Source organism: Agrobacterium sp. 5Ca50, assembly GCF_055381905.1.
In genome coordinates, this window is record NZ_AP026439.1 from 542,683 (window position 1) to 559,737 (window position 17,055).

Annotated in this window: 14 protein-coding genes; 6 read left to right on the forward strand and 8 right to left on the reverse strand. The window is 55.3% G+C overall.

The window, feature by feature from the left end:
- Positions 1-2 precede the first annotated feature (2 nt).
- From hutH to hutF, 7 genes are all read right to left on the reverse strand, one after another.
- A complete protein-coding gene (hutH, locus tag ACZ5FM_RS20105; RefSeq protein ID WP_464040536.1) occupies positions 3-1,538 on the reverse strand; it encodes a histidine ammonia-lyase in 1,536 nt (511 codons plus the stop codon).
- Entirely contained in the window at positions 1,535-2,773 is a 1,239-nt protein-coding gene (gene hutI, locus ACZ5FM_RS20110) for an imidazolonepropionase (protein ID WP_464040537.1), read from the reverse strand. The genes hutH and hutI overlap by 4 nt, the downstream gene beginning before the upstream one ends.
- On the reverse strand, positions 2,770-4,278 hold the full coding sequence (locus tag ACZ5FM_RS20115) for an HAL/PAL/TAL family ammonia-lyase (RefSeq protein ID WP_464040538.1): 1,509 nt from the start codon (positions 4,276-4,278) through the stop codon (positions 2,770-2,772). Before ACZ5FM_RS20115 ends, hutI begins: the two co-directional genes overlap by 4 nt.
- Positions 4,271-5,095: a quaternary amine ABC transporter ATP-binding protein gene (locus ACZ5FM_RS20120; RefSeq protein WP_464040539.1), complete on the reverse strand. Its 825-nt coding sequence runs from the start codon at positions 5,093-5,095 to the stop codon at positions 4,271-4,273. Before ACZ5FM_RS20120 ends, ACZ5FM_RS20115 begins: the two co-directional genes overlap by 8 nt.
- Positions 5,088-5,945 carry an ABC transporter permease gene (locus ACZ5FM_RS20125; RefSeq protein WP_192489377.1) on the reverse strand — a complete coding sequence of 286 codons (858 nt, stop codon included), beginning with the start codon at positions 5,943-5,945 and terminating at the stop codon, positions 5,088-5,090. Before ACZ5FM_RS20125 ends, ACZ5FM_RS20120 begins: the two co-directional genes overlap by 8 nt.
- A gap of 106 nt (positions 5,946-6,051) precedes the next feature.
- Complete coding sequence (locus tag ACZ5FM_RS20130; RefSeq protein WP_464040540.1) at positions 6,052-7,086, reverse strand: ABC transporter substrate-binding protein; 1,035 nt, start codon at positions 7,084-7,086, stop codon at positions 6,052-6,054.
- Positions 7,087-7,132: 46 nt separating this feature from the next.
- Positions 7,133-8,503: a formimidoylglutamate deiminase gene (gene hutF, locus ACZ5FM_RS20135; RefSeq protein ID WP_464040541.1), complete on the reverse strand. Its 1,371-nt coding sequence runs from the start codon at positions 8,501-8,503 to the stop codon at positions 7,133-7,135.
- Between the two features lie 133 nt (positions 8,504-8,636).
- On the opposite strand from hutF, the gene hutC reads away from it, so the two are divergent.
- The 6 genes from hutC to ACZ5FM_RS20165 all read left to right on the forward strand — a co-directional run bounded on the left by hutC (position 8,637) and on the right by ACZ5FM_RS20165 (position 15,727).
- Positions 8,637-9,377 carry a histidine utilization repressor gene (hutC, locus tag ACZ5FM_RS20140; protein ID WP_259149792.1) on the forward strand — a complete coding sequence of 247 codons (741 nt, stop codon included), beginning with the start codon at positions 8,637-8,639 and terminating at the stop codon, positions 9,375-9,377.
- A gap of 239 nt (positions 9,378-9,616) precedes the next feature.
- Positions 9,617-11,212 (forward strand): ABC transporter substrate-binding protein, encoded by a 1,596-nt coding sequence (locus ACZ5FM_RS20145; RefSeq protein WP_464040542.1) that lies wholly within the window; start codon positions 9,617-9,619, stop codon positions 11,210-11,212.
- 222 nt (positions 11,213-11,434) lie between these two features.
- Positions 11,435-12,379, forward strand: coding sequence for an ABC transporter permease (locus ACZ5FM_RS20150; protein WP_312947506.1), 945 nt, complete (start codon positions 11,435-11,437; stop codon positions 12,377-12,379).
- A complete protein-coding gene (locus tag ACZ5FM_RS20155; protein WP_464040543.1) occupies positions 12,376-13,209 on the forward strand; it encodes an ABC transporter permease in 834 nt (277 codons plus the stop codon). The genes ACZ5FM_RS20150 and ACZ5FM_RS20155 overlap by 4 nt, the downstream gene beginning before the upstream one ends.
- Positions 13,202-14,785: an ABC transporter ATP-binding protein gene (locus ACZ5FM_RS20160; RefSeq protein ID WP_464040544.1), complete on the forward strand. Its 1,584-nt coding sequence runs from the start codon at positions 13,202-13,204 to the stop codon at positions 14,783-14,785. Before ACZ5FM_RS20155 ends, ACZ5FM_RS20160 begins: the two co-directional genes overlap by 8 nt.
- A gap of 30 nt (positions 14,786-14,815) precedes the next feature.
- Positions 14,816-15,727 carry a homocysteine S-methyltransferase family protein gene (locus tag ACZ5FM_RS20165; RefSeq protein ID WP_250985693.1) on the forward strand — a complete coding sequence of 304 codons (912 nt, stop codon included), beginning with the start codon at positions 14,816-14,818 and terminating at the stop codon, positions 15,725-15,727.
- Positions 15,728-15,775: 48 nt separating this feature from the next.
- On the opposite strand, the gene ACZ5FM_RS20170 is transcribed toward ACZ5FM_RS20165, so the two are convergent.
- Positions 15,776-16,981, reverse strand: coding sequence for a M20 metallopeptidase family protein (locus tag ACZ5FM_RS20170; protein ID WP_250985694.1), 1,206 nt, complete (start codon positions 16,979-16,981; stop codon positions 15,776-15,778).
- Between the last annotated feature and the right edge of the window lie 74 nt (positions 16,982-17,055).

Below are 17,055 nucleotides of genomic sequence, written 5' to 3' on the forward strand. Positions count from 1 at the left end.
GTTTACGCCTCCAGCTTCGGCAGAATGCCGTCGGAAATTGCGGCGACCAGTGCACCGGATGCGACGAGGTCAGAGGCGTGTTTGAGATCCGGCGCCATGTAACGATCATCCTCCAGGGAAGGGATGATGGCGCGAAGCACGGCGATTGCCTTTTGCAGTTCCGGGCTGGTTTTCAGCGGACCGCGAAGCTCGACGCCCTGCACTGCTGAAAGCGCTTCAATGCCGAGAATGGCGAAGAGATTTTCGGTCATGGGCAGAAGACGGCGTGCACCATGGCATGCCATGGAAACATGGTCTTCCTGATTGGCAGAGGTCGGTGTGGAATCCACCGATGCCGGATGCGACATCTGTTTGTTTTCGCTCATCAGTGCTGCCGAGGTAACTTCCGCAATCATCAGACCGGAGTTTAATCCGGGCTTTTTGGACAGGAAGGCGGGCAGGCCATAGGAAAGGGCCGGGTCCACCAGCAACGCGATGCGGCGCTGGGCAATGGCACCGATTTCGCAGATCGCAAGGGCCGTCTGATCGGCTGCGAAGGCAACGGGTTCTGCGTGGAAGTTGCCGCCGGACACCACCGAGTTGTCAGAGAGAACCAGCGGATTGTCGGTTACCGCATTGGCTTCGATTTCCAGTGTGCGGGCAACCTGTCGCAACAGGTCAAGGCACGCACCATCGACCTGCGGCTGGCAACGAATGCAATAGGGGTCCTGTACGCGTTCGTCGCCTTCGATGTGGCTGACGCGGATTTCTGAGCCTTCGAGCAGTTGACGCAGGGCTGCACCGGCATCGATTTGGCCCTTGTGGCCGCGCAAGGTGTGAATATCGGGGTGGAAAGGCGCGGACGATCCCATTGCCGCGTCCGTCGACAATGCACCAGTGACAAGCGCGACTTGTGCGGCGCGGTGAGCACGGAACAGGCCAGCCAGCGCGAGCGCTGTGGAGGTCTGTGTGCCATTGATCAGTGCCAGGCCTTCTTTCGCGGCGAGTACGACAGGTGCCAGACCTGCCTTTGACAAAGCCTGAGCAGCGGGAAGTGCATTGCCTTCATAGAAAGCTTCGCCTTCGCCCATCATTACGGCTGCCATATGCGCAAGAGGTGCCAGATCGCCGGACGCCCCGACCGAACCCTTCTCGGGAATGAACGGAATAACGCCTTTCTCCAACATGCCTTCGATAAGGCGGATCAGGTCCAGCCTTACACCGGATGCACCACGGCCGAGCGAAATCAGTTTCAGCGCCATGATAAGGCGAACAACGTTTTCCGGCAGTGGGGCGCCCACGCCGCAGCAATGCGACAGGATCAGATTGCGCTGCAGGGTCGCGACATCGGCGGCGTCGATCTTGATCGAGGCCAATTTTCCGAAGCCGGTGTTGATGCCGTACACTGGTGCATTGCCAGCTGCGATTTCGGCGATCCGGTTTGCCGCTTTTTCGATGGCTGCATCAAAGCTGCGGTCGAGGACAACATTTTCATTCTGCCAGTAAATTCTGGCAAGATCGGCAAGCGGCACTGAGCCGGGATGAAGTGTAATGGTCATGAATGACCTCCCATAAATGAAGGCGAGAGAGCGCTGACATCGCCGGCGAATATGCGGGCATGCAGCGGATTGAACCCTATCCGGTAAACCAGTTCTGCGGGTTCGTTGATGTTCCAGATAGCAAGATCTGCGCGTTTGCCGGCCTCGATGGTGCCGATCTCGGCAAGGCGACCAAGTGCGCATGCAGCTTCGCGGGTAATGCCGGCAATACACTCATCCACTGTCATGCCAAACAATGTGGCCGCCATGTTCATGGTCAACAGCAACGAGGTCAGCGGAGAGGTGCCGGGATTGTTGTCGGTTGCCAGAGCGATCTTGGTGCCGTGTTTGCGGAACAGATCAACCGGCGGCTTGCGGGTTTCCCGGATGAAATAAAACGCGCCCGGCAATAGAACGGCAACGGTTCCGGCCTTTGCCATGGCAGCCGCGCCTGCATCGCTTGTATATTCGAGGTGGTCGGCTGAAAGCGCACCGAATTCGGCGGCAAGTGCCGCACCTGACAGATCGGAAAGCTGGTCTGCGTGCAGCTTTACCGGCAGGCCAAGTTCCAATGCGCTGTTGAAAACGATACGCATGTCCTCAGGCGAAAATGCGATGCCTTCACAAAAGCCGTCAACAGCATCCACCAGCCCTTCAGCATGGGCTTTCTGCAGAGCTGGCAGGACAACATCCTGAATGAAGTCGATGTTTCTGCCCTTGTATTCTGCCGGCGTGGCATGGGCGCCGAGGAAGGTCGTGTTGACCGAGACATCGCGGGCTTTTGCCATGTTGCGGGCAACCCGCAACATCTTCAGTTCATCTTCGACCGTCAGGCCATAGCCGGACTTGATCTCGACCGTGGTGACGCCTTCGGCCAGCAGTGTGTCCAGACGTGGCAGGCTCTGGGCAATCAGATCGTCTTCGCTTGCAGACCTCACCTGTGATACAGATGACACGATGCCGCCACCAGCGCGGGCTATTTCTTCATAGGTTGCACCGTTCAGGCGCATCTCGAATTCGCGGGCGCGATTGCCGGCATGAACCAGATGGGTATGGCAATCGATGAGGCCAGGCGAAATCCAGCGACCTTCACAATCGATGGTGTGTGTTCCGGCCGGAGCGCTGATCTTTTCACTGGGTGCTACCTGAAGGATAACACCGTTCTCAATCAGGATCGCACCGTTTTCAATGATACCGAGATCGGAACGGTCGGATTGCAACGTCATCAGACGGGCATTTGTCAAAAGCGTTTTCATGGACGTCTCTCCGGCTCAATGACCGATGTGCTGCCAATCAGCGCAGACAGGGTTGCAACATCGGTATTCAGAGGGCGGTCATCATGGTAGGCCGCGATATGCGTACGGATCAGCTCGTAAACCTGGCCGGTCTTCGCAGCCTTGGCAGCAGGCTGTGGCTGCACATCATAGGCTTGTGCTGCGGCCAGCAGTTCGATCGCCAGCACGGTTTGCAGGTTTGAAACAATCGACAGTGCTTTGTCTGCCGCGGGTGTGGCATGGGTGAGGATATCTTCCTGCAGTGCAGAGGTAATCCCACCATCAAGACTTGCTGGCGCTGCAAGACGACGATTTTCCGCAATCAGCGCTGCGGCAGTATATTGAATGATCATGTAGCCGGAGAACACGCCGCCTTCAGCCGCCAGAAAGGCAGGCAACCCGCTGACAAGCGGATTAACAAGGCGGTCGATCCGCCGCTCGGAGACCGCGGCCAGTTCGGCCGCGGCGGTTGCCAGACTGTCCATCGCCAGACCAAGTGCAGCACCCACAGCATGGGCCTGTGAATGGACCAGCGGGTTGTTGGCGGTGCCGGTCACGACTGGATTGTCGGTGACGCTTTCCAGTTCCTGATTGACGACATCGCCAGCCTTCAGGAAAGCGTCTCTGACGGCTCCGTGGATTTGCGGTACGGCGCGCAGGCTCAAAGGGTCTTGCGTACGGCTGCCAGCCGACTGCGCCAACAGTTCACTTCCAGCCAGCCAGTGACGCAGTGTTTTGCCGACCTGCTGAAGTCCTTGCGACTTGCGCAGGGCAAGCGGTTCTGCTGCAAACGGATCGGACTGACTGCCAAGATTTTCATAGGTCATGGCGGCACTGACATCCGCCCAGTCGAGCAGACCTTCCAGCCGCGACAAGGCAAGGCTGGCCAGACCGGTTGCGCAAGGTGTGCCGTTAACGAGGCTCAGGCCTTCTTTTGCCTGAAGTGTCAGGGGCGCAAGACCCGCCTGTTGCAGGGCCTGCGCTCCGGTGATGAGGTTTCCTTCAAAAACAGCCGTTCCTTCACCAATCAGCACCGTTCCGATCGCGGCTGCATGGGTGAGGTATCCGACAGAACCGCCCGACGGAATCACCGGCAATATGTTGGCATTCAAAAGTGTCAGCAGAGCTTTGACGGTGTCTGGATGAATGCCGGAAAAGCCGTGCGCAAAATTGGCAATCTGTGCCGCCATGATGGCACGTGTCGGCTCTTGGCCTAGTGCTGGGCCAACACCACAGGAATGGCTGAGCAGGATATTGCGTGACAATGCCTGCTGTTTGTCCCTGTCTATGATGACATCACACAATGCACCAACACCGGTGTTGATGCCGTATCCACGAATACCGCGCTCCACCAATGCATCGACAATGCCGCGTGCATCAGAAATCCGCTGCCATGCCGCTTGCGACAACTGCAGTTCGGCTCCATTGGCAATCGCACCGATGTTGCGCCAGGTCAGCGGGCCGTCGAGGATGATGGTCTCAGGCATGGGGTGTTACTCCCGCACGTCGTTGAACGAACCGTGCAACATAGTCATTTGCCGGATTGTTGAGAATTTCATGCGGCATTCCGACCTGAACCAGCTTTCCATCCTTGAGAATGGCGATTTCGGCGCCAATGCGCAGCGCCTCATCCAGATCATGGGTAATGAAGATGATGGTCTTGGAGAGGTTCTTTTCCAGCTGTAGCAACTGATCCTGCATATCGCTGCGGATCAGCGGGTCGAGCGCAGAAAATGCCTCGTCCATCAGGATCACGTCGGTGTCTGCGGCAAGGGCTCGCGCCAATCCGACACGTTGTTTCATGCCGCCAGACAGCTGATGCGGGAACTTGTTCTCGTAACCTGAGAGGCCAACCATCTCGATCCATTTCATGCCGATCGGATTGGCGTCTGCCTTGCTGAGGCCCCGCACGCGCTGGCCGTAGGTCACGTTCTGCAAAACGGTGCGATGCGGCATCAAGCCGAAGTTCTGAAACACCATGCTGACGCGGCGTGTGCGGAATTCACGCAGGTCACGGGCGGAAAGATCGAGCACATTATTGCCGTCAAAAATGATCTCGCCGCTGGTCGGTTCGATCAGCCGGTTAATATGGCGGACAAGTGTTGATTTTCCTGAGCCGGAAAGCCCCATGATCACAAAAATCCGTCCGCCGCCGATCTTGAGGCTGATGTCGTTCAGGCCAACACTGCATCCGGTCCGCGAAAGGATTTCGGATTTTTCAACGCCTTCACGCGCCAGAGCCAATGCAGCCTTGGAGTTGGCGCCAAAAATCTTGAAAACGTTTTTGATTTCGATGTCAGTCATTGTGGCCGTCCTTTTGTCTGGATTGACCAAGGCTCTGGGTGATCCGGTCGAGCACGATGGCAAGAATGACGATACCTATGCCAGCTTCGAGACCCTTGCCGACGTCCAGGGTCTGGATGCCGTTGAGAACCTGTTCGCCGAGGCCACGTGCACCAATCATCGAGGCGACGACAACCATGGAAAGCGCCATCATGATTGTCTGGTTCAGACCGGCCATGATGGTGGGGGTTGCCAGTGGAAGTTCCACACCGAACAGGATTTGTCGTGGGCTGCCGCCAAAGGCTGTTGCAGCCTCGACCACTTCACTGTCAACCTGGCGAATGCCGAGGTCGGTGAGGCGGATCAATGGTGGAACCGCGTAAATGATGGTGGCGAGAACGGCGGGTACCTTGCCGAGACCAAACAGCATGATGGCCGGTATAAGATAAACGAAACTGGGCATGGTCTGCATGACGTCGAGCACAGGCAGGGTGATGCGCCGCATGATGCTGCTTTTGGCCAGCCAGATGCCCAAGGGCACGCCGATGGCAACCGAAATGACCGTTGAAATTAGCATCAGTGCCAGGGTCTGCATCGTCAGATCCCAGAGGCCGAGAGCACCGACCACCATCAGCAATATTCCGACCATGGCGACGAGAGAAACCTTGCGGCTTGCAAACCAGGCGAGCGCCATGAAGGCAATCAGGACTGCCCACCATGGTAGACCGCGCAAAATCCACTCGAAGAACAGAATGGCTTGCAGGATGGTTTGTGAAATTGCTTTGAAAACAAAGCCGTAATTCACAACAAGGTTTTGTACGAACTCGTTTATCGGCCCGCGAATGGAAATGTGTAAGGCATCAGGAAACATCGCTTAAGCCCTCGGTATGGGAGACTGAAAAAAGCACAGGGGCAGGGAATGCGCGAGGTGGAGGCAAACGCTATTCGTTCGCCGACCCCGCACATTCCCGATCTGTTTAGTTGAGGGAAGCTTCGATCTTTGCCTTGGCTTCAGCTGAAACCCAACCGCCCCATACGTCGCCCTTGGTCTTCAGGAAACGTGCCGCTGCAGCCGGAGCGTCAGCCTTTTCGTCGACCATGTAGGCAAGGCTTGCATTGACTTCTTCCAGCGGGAAGGTCGCCTTTTCAAGGATGCTGACGATTTCAGGCGCTTCTTCCGCAAATGTGCTGTTGATACCGTAAGCGACTTCAACAGCCGGGAACGCACAACCGGCTTCACGCTTGCCGCTGGCGCTGGTCAGTTCTTTCCAGCAATCTGCATTGTAGGTTGGCTCTTCCAGCTGAACGAGCTTGAACTTGCCCATGATTGCCGTCGGGTTCCAGTAGTAAAACAGGACTGGTTCGCCCTGAAGGTAAGCGGAGCTAATACCTGCATCGAGTGCCGTACCTGTGCCTGGGCGGAAGTTCACATAGGTTTCACCAAGCTTGTATGCTTCAAGCTTTGCGGTGTTGACGCCTTCACATGTCCAGCCCGATGGGCAGTTCAGGAAACGGCCCTTGGATGGTTCTTCCGGGTCCTTGAACAGCGCAACGATTTCGGGATTGGAAAGCTGGTCGACGCTTTTCAGATCAGGCGCCTTGGCTTCGATGCCACGGCTTGCATCGCCCTTGACGAGATATTCCGGCACGAACCAGCCTTCGGATGCGCCGACAAATGTCTTGCCTATCGACTTGACCTTGCCAGCTGCAGAGGCTGCATTCCAGACGTCGGAACGGCCAATCCACTCTTCGGCGAAAATCTGCACATCGTTGTTTGCCGTTGCTTGTTCGAGCGTCACGGAGTTGCCGGGAATGGAGTCGACCTTGCAGTCATAACCCTTTTCGAGAATGGTTTTCATCACCTCGGTAATGAACGAGCCGCTTTCCCAGTCAATGCCCGCAAAGGTAACCGTTTTGCCGTCGCCGCAATAGGATGCCTGTGCCGAACCGACAGAACCGCCAAGGATCATGGCCGCGGCTGCAATTGTATATTTCAATTTGTCATTCAACATTATGTTCCCCTTTTTTGATGAATGTCAGTGACGTTAAAAATGCAGTCTACTGTTGCCGCTTGAGAGCAGCATGAAATGCGCGGTCGATCTCCTCCTGACGGATGTGCCGACCATCCTGAACAACCCATTGTCCGGCAACCATGACGTCCCGAACGGCTTTTGACCCAAGGGCAAAAAGCCAGCGGTCCAGAATTTTTGTCGATGGCGCGGTGGCGATAAAGGCCTCAGCCTCACTCAAAACCACCAGATCGGCAGACGCGCCGATGCTGAGCCCATGCTTTCGTTGGCCCGCTGCCTGTGCGCCGCCTGCCAAGGCGCCCTTGAACAAAGTCTCACCCACAGAGCTGCCGCTGCCAGCTGTTATTCTGTTGCGTCTCTGGTCTCGCAGCCTCTGGCCATATTCGAGCAGGCGCAGTTCTTCGCTGACGCTGGTGGCGACATGGCTGTCCGTTCCAATACCAAAACGGCCATTGGCGCCAAGAAAATCGGTGGCCGGGAATATGCCGTCGCCCAAATTGGCTTCGGTTTCCGGGCAAAGACCGGCAACCGCGCCGCTGCGTGCAAGACGCGATGTCTCTTCCGCTGTCATATGGGTGGCGTGAATCGCACACCAGCGTTCATCGACAGGCATTTCATCGAGCAGCCATTGCACCGGTCTGCGACCGCTCCACGCCAGGCAGTCGTCCACTTCCTTCTGCTGTTCGGCAACATGGATATGGATCGGGCCACCGGTTTGTTCGGCGCCGAGAATGGTGTGCATTTCCTCCGGTGTGGCAGCGCGCAGGGAGTGAATTGCCAGCCCCAGGTTAATTGCCGTGCCCGCTCGCTCTTTCTCCAGACGCTCGAGAAGCGTCACAAAATGATCGACTGAGTGAATGAAGGGGCGCTGACCATCGCCGGGGGCTGTGCCCCCAAAACCGGCATGGGCGTAGAAGACCGGGAGATGCGTGAGGCCAATGCCGGATTGCTTTGCAGCATTAAAAATGCGCAGCGACATTTCCGCCGGATCGTCGTAAGCTGTGCCATCTGCCTGATGGTGCAGGTAATGAAATTCTACGATGTGGCCGAAACCACCCTTGAGAAGTTCACTATACAACTTTGCGGCAACTGCTTGCATATCTTCCGGAGAAAGCTGGCCCACAAGGCGATACATAGCGTCACGCCAAGTCCAGAAACTATCCTCGGATGAACTGGAAACCTCGGCGAGACCAGCCATGGCACGCTGAAAAGCGTGTGAATGCAAGTTGGCAATTGCCGGCGCAACCGGGCCTTTTACCTGCTCTTCGGCATTGGTTTGCGTGGTTTCAGCCTGAATGTCGCTTATTGTTCCATCGTGATCGATGGAAAGCGTGACATTGTTTGCCCAGCCATCAGCCAGAAAAGCACGTTTGCAGAAAAGAGTTCTTGTCGATGCCATCGTTGCGCCTCAAGTTGTATATGGAACATTGCAGCTTTTTAGATGACAATCAAGCGGGATATTGAAATAATGGGCTTAAATTTCGGCTGCATATTTTGTATGCAGATGAGGACTGTAACAAGGATGCCATTGTATGCCGCAGGCTGAAGTCGAGGCTATCGTCAAGGATGCCAGCGCACGCGAGGCGCCGCTATACGAGCGTATGAAAGCCCAGATAAAGGCACGTATCGAATCGGGCGAGTGGCCGGTTAACTCGCGTATTCCTTCGGAAAATGAGTTGGTTGACGTTTTGGGTGTCAGCCGCATGACCGCCAACCGGGCGCTGCGGGAGTTGGCCAGTGAAGGCGTGATTGTGCGTGTGCAGGGGCGCGGATCGTTTGTTGCGCCAAAAAAGCGCAGTGCCAAATTTATGGGCGTTCGCAACATTGCCGATGAAATTGCCGAGCGGGGAGCAACACATCGTGCCGAATTGATTCTCGCCCAGAAAGAACCTTGTGGACCGGAATTGGCTGAAGCACTGGAGATCAAGGTCGGAAATATCGCCTTCCACACCATCATCGCGCATCATGAAGATGATGTGCCGATCCAGATCGAGGACCGCTTCGTTAATCCCGATATTGCACCTGACTATCTGGAGCAGGATTTTACGGTCGTAACGCCGAACGCTTTTCTGACGCGGGTCGCACCGATCATACGCACGGAGCAATTCATCGAAGCGGTGTTGCCGCAGCCATGGGAATGCAAGCTTCTTTCGGTGGCGCGGTCAGAACCGTGCCTTCTGGTTCGCCGCCGGACATGGTCGGGAAATCAGGTGGCCTCGTCCGTGAGACTTCTTTACCCGGGCTCGCGATATCGACTTCAAAGCTCTTTTTAAAATTTCTGGTTGAGCAAAGGTACATCGGTTGGTCGGTTGGATTTTCGACAATCACCGAAGACGCTGATCGGGTAGACGTTCACTGCCGCTGCTCACCCGATGGACTGGAAGTCATCTACTGAAAAGATGTTCTAAAATAATCGTATTTTTCAGGTCGCCATGGCTTGCGAAGCCGCGTCAACGATGAGATCAACCACTCCAGAAGAGAAAATATATCTCATAAACCGCGAAGTTATATCATGCCAAATCAGAAAAATTTCCTCGTTCCGCAAGCTCACTCTCGACGCCAGTTCCTGGGCCTATCCGCTACGGCGGTCGCCGCGGCTGGATTTGGGTTGACGTCTTCTGGGCTTTTCATTCCGTCTGCCGCACGGGCGCAGGACGCAGGCCCACGCAAGGGTGGCCATCTCGTCATAGCGATGCACTCCGCTTCGAGCTCTGATCACCTTGATCCGGCATCCTACACCATGGCCTATATGTATACTGTAGGCTTCCAGCTTTTTAATACGCTCTTGGAGCTTGGGCCGGATGGAAAGCTGACGAGCGCTTTGGTAGAGACCTGGGAGCCTGCTAATCCGGACGCTAGCAAATGGGTATTTCGTTTGCGGCGAGGTGTGACGTTCCACAATGGCAAGGAATTAACCGCCAAAGACGTCGTTTACTCACTCAATCATCATCGCGGCGAGGACACCAAGTCGGGTGGTAAGGGTGTGCTGCTGGCTGTAAGCGATATTGTGGCATCGGACACCTATGAGATCACAGTTACCCTGACGGCTGGCAATGTGGACTTCCCGTCTGCGTTTCTTGACTACCATCTGGGGATCGGCCCAGAGGGAGAGGATTTCGACAAGGGTATCGGGACCGGTGCGTTTGTTCTTGAGGATTTCCAACCCGGTGTGCGCGCGCTGACGCGGCGTAATCCGAACTACTGGCACCCCGACCGGGCCAATGTCGATTCCGTCGAAACAATTGCGATGGATGATGCAACCGCGCGCGCTGCCGCCCTGATGAGCGGTCAGGCACATATCATCAATGCCGTCGAGCCTCGTATTGTCAGCCGTTTGACAAGCCGGCCAGACATCCAGATTCTTCGCACGCCTGAGAACTCGATGTATTGCTTCCCGATGCGCACAGACTCGGAGCTTCTTAAGAACAATGACCTGCGTCTTGCACTGAAATATGCGATTGACCGAGTGGAGCTCCAGAAAAGCCTGCTCGTCGGCACAGGCGCTGTTGGTAACGACCATCCTATTCCGTCTTGGAACCCGCTTTATTCAAAGGATGTGCCACAGCGTGCATATGATCCGGAGAAGGCAGCTTTCCATCTGAAAAAGTCCGGTTTCTCTGGCTCTATCCCGCTCAGCGTTTCTGATAATGGCTTCACCGGTTCAGCCGATGCTGCGCAATTGTATCAGGCTTCCGCCGCAAAGGCTGGCATTACGATCGATGTCGAGCGTGTGCCATCGGACGGTTATTGGGATGAGGTCTGGCTTAAAAAGCCATTTGTTGCATCCAATTGGTCCGTGAGGCCAACAGCCGACGCTATGCTTTCCATGCTGCTTCAGAGCGATGCGCCCTGGAATGAAACAGGTTGGAAGAACGAGACCTTCGATAAATTGCTGGCAACATCGCGCGTGGAGCTCGACGAGACAAAACGCAAGCAGATCTACCATGATATGCAGGTCCTAATCGTTGAGGAGGGTGGGGAATTGATCCCTGTCTTCACCGACAATCTCGCTGCGGCAAACGGCAAGGTTAAGGGGTATGTTTCCATTCCCGGTGGCGGCGACATGAGTGGCTATCGCCTTGCGGAAAAGGTCTGGCTCGAAGAATAAGCCTTATTTTCCGTCAAGACATGGAAATGGCAGCGATGACCATATAGACGGTTTATCGCTGCCATTTCGTTATACCTTGCAGGCGGAAAAAATGCCGAACCCTGCAAGACCTGACACCGGACTGTGATGACACAAAAGCCAATACAGACAGCGCACAGCGCTCAGACCTCCCAGTTTACATTCCGGCGATCTGCGGCGCGCATCTGGCAAAGCAGCGGATTGATGTCGATGATTGTCCGTCGGCTACTTTTGGGGATTTTGCTGCTTTGGGCTACGTCTGTCGTAATATTTGCGGGAACGCAGATATTGCCCGGTGATGTCGCGACAGCAATGCTTGGTCAGCAGGCAACGCCACAGGCGGTTGAGAGCATTCGCAAAGAGCTTGGCTTGGAGAGGCCTGCTATCCAGCGTTATGGCGAATGGCTTGGGAATGCTGTTCAGGGTGACCTCGGACGCAGCTATTCAAACAGACAGGATATCGCGAAAAGCATCGCGCCTCGCTTAGGCAACACGCTGTATCTGGCTTCAGTATCTGCCCTGTTTGCCATTCCATTGGCGCTTATACTCGGCATCATTTCCGTGCTGTATGCGGGGCGGGCTGTCGACAGAACGATTGCAGTGGCAACTCTAGGCACAATTTCGCTGCCAGAGTTTTTCGTCGCCTACATATTGATCGCTTATCTGGCGGTCTCGCTTGGGCTTTTGCCGTCGAGTGCCTTGGTGACATCGTCCATGAGTGGCTGGCAACGGTTGGTTGCGGTATCGCTTCCCTGTATGACGTTGGTGATTGCTGTGACAGGGCATATGGCGAGAATGACACGTGCCTCTCTGATGGCTGTTATGTCTTCACCCTATATCGAGACTGCGCAGTTAAAAGGCTTGCCGCGGTGGCAAATTCTTTTGAAGCATGCCTTGCCGAACGCCTTGTCGCCCGTGGTCAACGTCATTGCCTTGAACCTGGCATATCTCGTCGTTGGCGTGGTCGTAGTCGAGGTTATATTTGTTTATCCAGGCATGGGACAATACATGGTCGATCATGTCGCCAAACGTGACGTGCCCGTGGTGCAAGCATGCGGCCTTATCTTTGCTGCCGTTTATATCGGACTGAATATTATTGCCGATGTCATGGTGATGCTGACCAATCCAAGATTGAGGCATCCGCGATGAGACAAAGGACAACTTCACGTCTTCTCGCGGTCATCGGCTTTGGCGGCGTCGCATTCTTTCTTTTCATTGCGGTTTTCGCAAACTTCATTGCTCCGCATCCCATATCGGAAATTGTTGGCGGCGTATGGGAAGGCCCCTCGAAGCAGGCTCTTCTTGGTACAGACAACATAGGCCGAGATCTTTTGTCCCGGGTTATCTGGGGAACCAGACTGACCTTGTCCATCGCTGGGGCAGCAACCATTCTGGCGTTTGCATTCGGCGTGCCGTTGGGCTTCCTGGCCGCCCTTTCGGGTGGGTGGCGGGACCAGGTGTTATCGCGCACAAATGATCTGCTGATGGCGATACCGACGCTTATTTTCGCTCTGGTTGTTCTGGCTGTGTTGCCCAAGAGTGTGTTTGTGTTGATCTCTGTAATGGCTGTACTGGAGGCCACACGCGTGTTCCGGGTCAGCCGCGCAATTGCCTCTGACCTTGTTGTGCTAGACTATGTAGAGATTGCGCGCCTGCGCGGCGAAAGCAAACTGTGGATCATCTTTAACGAGATACTTCCCAACGCTATTTCTCCTTTGTTGGCAGAGTTGGGCCTACGTTTCGTCTTCGCCATCCTGTTCTTATCGACCCTGTCGTTTCTCGGCCTTGGTGTTCAGCCTCCGGTGGCTGATTGGGGAAGCCTGGTCAAAGAAAACAAGGATGGTTTGATGTTCGGCGTATTTGCGGCACTCATCCCGGGCGCCACCATCGCGATATTGGCTATCAGCATCAACTTCATTGTTGACTGGATTGGGCAGCGCAAGCGCGGCGTAATGAGAGGCGTCAAAAAGGATGACTGAAATCGCGCTTGAAATTACCGATCTCGAAATCAGATCGGTTGAAGGCATTGTTGTCGACCGTATCGGTTTGCGTCTTCAGAAGGGGCGCGTTCTTGGCCTCATCGGTGAATCCGGTGCTGGCAAATCCACCATCGGTCTTGCGGCACTCGGCTATGTCCGCAATGGTCTTCATATCGCCAGCGGACATATTCTTCTCGACGGAAAAGACATTCTCGCTGCGGGAAAAGGACAAGAACTGCGCGGTTGCAAGGTCACATATGTGGCCCAATCGGCTGCAGCGGCCTTTAATCCTGCCCACAAATTGATCGACCAGGTCATTGAGGCAACCGTCTGGCATGGCGTGATGAAAAAGCCGGATGCACGCAAGCGGGCCATTGAACTCTTCGCAATGCTGGGGCTTCCCGATCCCGATCGTTTTGGTGAGCGATATCCCCATCAGGCATCCGGTGGTCAGCTTCAGCGCGCAATGACCGCTATGGCCCTTTGCCCGAAACCCGACTTGATCGTCTTCGACGAGCCGACGACCGCCCTTGATGTGACGACACAGATTGAAGTGCTTATCGCCATAAAAAATGCGATTGCGACGACCGGAACTGCTGCGCTTTACATCTCCCATGACCTTGCTGTCGTTGCGCAAGTTGCAGACGAGATGATGGTTCTTCGTCACGGGCGAATGGTTGAAGCGGGGCCAGCGGCGCACCTCCTTGAGGCACCTCAACAGGACTATACAAAACGACTATTGGGGGCCAGGCAGAACGAAACAGAGGAGCGATCATCAACCACTGCTCTTCTTTCTGTGAAGAACGTATTTGCGGCCTATGACCCTTCAGTCCCTGTACTGACCGATGTTTCTCTAGATGTCGAAAAAGGGCGGACAACGGCGATTGTCGGGGAATCGGGTTCGGGCAAGTCGACGCTTGCGCGGGTGGTCAGCGGCTTATTGAGTGCGGCGGGTGAGATTCATTTCGAAGGGGTTCAACTCGCTTCACGCGTTGGTGACCGCCCGAAGGACGTATTACGCAACATACAGATGATCAGCCAGCTTCCAGATTTGGCACTTAATCCGAACCGGACAGTGGCTGACATTATCGGTCGTCCGCTTAAGTTTTATTTTGGCATGCGGGGCAAAGAACGCCTCAAGGCTGTCGAAGAATTGCTCGAGCTTGTCGAATTGTCACCAACTCTTCAGGCCCGTTATCCGACAGACCTTTCGGGCGGACAAAAGCAGCGGGTTTGTATTGCTCGCGCTTTGGCTGCACGCCCCAAACTCATGCTTTGTGACGAGCCAACCTCTGCACTTGATCCACTGGTGGCAGAGGGAATTCTCGATTTGCTGCGGCGTGTGCAGGCCGAAAACGGCACGTCATATCTGTTTGTAACCCATGATTTGGCGATTGTGCGCGCAATCGCCGATAAGGTCGCGGTCATGCATAAGGGACGGGTGGTTCGTTACGGACAGAAGGCAGATGTGCTGAGCCCGCCATTTGACGATTATACCGGCAAACTTCTCGCATCCGTTCCCCAAATGGCCACGGGGTGGCTCGACAGCGTCGTTGCTGCACGGCAGAGCCTCTAGAAATTTTGATACTGAAAAGGACATTTCGCCATGAGCAAGAAGACAATTATTCTGGACGGAGGCATGGGCCGTGAGCTGGAACGTGTTGGCGCACCATTCCGGCAACCGGAGTGGTCGGCACTGGCACTTATCGAAGGGCCTGAATATGTTCGTAAAGTCCATGACGAATATATTGCAGCCGGCGCGGACGTAATCACGACCAACAGCTATGCCGTTGTTCCTTTTCATATTGGCGAAGATCGCTTTGCCAAAGACGGGCGTACGCTTGCAGCTCTTTCTGGCACTCTGGCGCGTGAAGCCGCTGATGCCGCGCCGCGCAGTGTAAGGGTTGCTGGTTCGCTTCCACCTGTCTTTGGCTCCTACCAGCCTGAACTTTTTGATCCGGCGCGTGCCGGTGAACTGCTCGGAGTACTGGTGGAAGCACTTGAGCCATCGGTGGACTTGTGGCTCACGGAAACGCAGAGCAGTCTTATCGAGGTAAAGGCGGCACATCAGGCCATTCGGCATACAGGCAAGCCGCTCTGGATTTCCTATACATTGCGCGACGATGTCTCTTCCGAAGAAATGGGAGAAGCGCAGCTCAGGTCTGGCGAAACAGTTGCGGACGGCGCCCGCCTTGCCGCTGAACTCGGTGCAGAAGCGCTTCTGTTCAACTGCGCTATGCCAGAGGTCATGGATGCTGCCATTGCGGCCGCAAGCAAGGTCTTTTCGGATCTGGGCAAGGACATCCCTGTCGGAGTTTACGCCAATGCGTTCCCATCACAACAGGGTGATGAAGAAGCAAACGCAACGGTGACAGAAGTTCGTGCTGATCTCGATCCAGAATCTTACGGCAACTGGGCGAAGCGTTGGGTCAATAACGGCGCCTCAATCATTGGCGGCTGCTGCGGCATCGGCACCAACCACATTCATGCTCTTTCAACACGGTATCTTTGCAATTAAAGCAAACGCATAATTGAAGGGCGGCCTATCTGGCCGCCCCTTAGTCTCTCAAGACAAGATACGCGCAGCCGTCAGTGACAACGCCACGACGCCGTTGGCAATGCACCGTTCATCCGGCTGGTAATCCGAGTTGTGCAGCTTGTCGTGGCGGCCCTCCTGAGACGCTCCGATGCCAAGCTGGAATGACGGTACCTTTTCCGCGACCAGAGCGAAGTCTTCGGAACCCAGGCTGGCTTGGCGCTTGAACATCACGTCGCCATATCGCTCGTGGATGGCGGCTGTTGTTGCCTCGATCAAAAATGGGTCCGACACCATTGATGGAACGCCGCGCACGTAATTGACCTCGGTTTTGACACGCATAGAGGCTTCCAACCCAGCGCATATACGGCGCACGGCCGCCTCAATGACATCCCGGGTGCCTGGATCCTGGCAACGAACCGTCCCCATGATCATTACTGAATCTGGAATGATATTGTGAGTGTTGCCGCCATGAATAGCACCGACGGTCAAAACCGCGGTGTGCATGGGATCAACTTCACGCGAAACAATGGTCTGCAGCTGAAGTACGAGCTGAGCCGTAGCGACAATTGGATCGACGGCATGATGAGGCCGTGCAGCATGACCGGATTGTGCGTGCACTGTTATTTCGAACTCGTCAGACGAGCCATTGGCAATGCCTTCAACAAAACTGAAGGTGCCGGTTGGTTCATCCGGATGATTGTGGAAACCAAGGGCCAAGTCGACACCATCGAGGATGCCGTCGGCAATCATGGCACGCGCGCCACTTTCCTGCGTTTCTTCTGCAGGCTGGAACATCAGTTTTACATTGCCTGCAAGATGCGGCGCGATTGTTTTCAATACACTGCCGATGCCAATCAAGGTTGCGGTATGCAGATCATGGCCGCAGGCGTGCATCTTGCCTTCGTAGACGCTGGCGAAGGGTAGGCCGGTCTGCTCTTCAATAGGCAAGGCATCCATGTCCGCACGAATAACAAGGGTCTTGCCAGGGCGACCACCTTTGATAAATCCGACAACACCGGTTCGTCCGACGCCTGTTTGATGTTCGATGCCAAGGCGTTCAAGCTCTTGCGCCACGACATTGGCCGTACGTGTAACGTCAAAACCCGTTTCTGGATGTGCGTGGATATCCCGACGTATCTCGATCAACTGCGGCTCGATTTGGTCTGTGAGGTCCTGAACGACGGATACGAGGTCGTTAATCCGAGCAACATCAGGGGGCGAGACTTTCGTCATGGTCTTTCCAATCAGGCTATGGCGACGTTATCGACAACGTCGGTTTTGTAAGCCCTCGCCATATCAGGATTTTT

Excerpts from the sequence above, each read along its gene's own strand:
- hutF (WP_464040541.1), bottom strand. The coding sequence starts at position 8,503 with ATGGCATCGACAAGAACTCTTTTCTGCAAACGTGCTTTTCTGGCTGAT.
- hutH (WP_464040536.1), bottom strand. The coding sequence starts at position 1,538 with ATGACCATTACACTTCATCCCGGCTCAGTGCCGCTTGCCGATCTTGCC.
- ACZ5FM_RS20165 (WP_250985693.1), top strand. The coding sequence starts at position 14,816 with ATGAGCAAGAAGACAATTATTCTGGACGGAGGCATGGGCCGTGAGCTG.
- ACZ5FM_RS20120 (WP_464040539.1), bottom strand. The coding sequence starts at position 5,095 with ATGACTGACATCGAAATCAAAAACGTTTTCAAGATTTTTGGCGCCAAC.
- ACZ5FM_RS20125 (WP_192489377.1), bottom strand. The coding sequence starts at position 5,945 with ATGTTTCCTGATGCCTTACACATTTCCATTCGCGGGCCGATAAACGAG.
- ACZ5FM_RS20150 (WP_312947506.1), top strand. The coding sequence starts at position 11,435 with ATGTCGATGATTGTCCGTCGGCTACTTTTGGGGATTTTGCTGCTTTGG.
- ACZ5FM_RS20170 (WP_250985694.1), bottom strand. The coding sequence starts at position 16,981 with ATGACGAAAGTCTCGCCCCCTGATGTTGCTCGGATTAACGACCTCGTA.
- hutC (WP_259149792.1), top strand. The coding sequence starts at position 8,637 with ATGCCGCAGGCTGAAGTCGAGGCTATCGTCAAGGATGCCAGCGCACGC.
- hutI (WP_464040537.1), bottom strand. The coding sequence starts at position 2,773 with ATGAAAACGCTTTTGACAAATGCCCGTCTGATGACGTTGCAATCCGAC.
- ACZ5FM_RS20160 (WP_464040544.1), top strand. The coding sequence starts at position 13,202 with ATGACTGAAATCGCGCTTGAAATTACCGATCTCGAAATCAGATCGGTT.
- ACZ5FM_RS20155 (WP_464040543.1), top strand. The coding sequence starts at position 12,376 with ATGAGACAAAGGACAACTTCACGTCTTCTCGCGGTCATCGGCTTTGGC.
- ACZ5FM_RS20145 (WP_464040542.1), top strand. The coding sequence starts at position 9,617 with ATGCCAAATCAGAAAAATTTCCTCGTTCCGCAAGCTCACTCTCGACGC.
- ACZ5FM_RS20130 (WP_464040540.1), bottom strand. The coding sequence starts at position 7,086 with ATGTTGAATGACAAATTGAAATATACAATTGCAGCCGCGGCCATGATC.
- ACZ5FM_RS20115 (WP_464040538.1), bottom strand. The coding sequence starts at position 4,278 with ATGCCTGAGACCATCATCCTCGACGGCCCGCTGACCTGGCGCAACATC.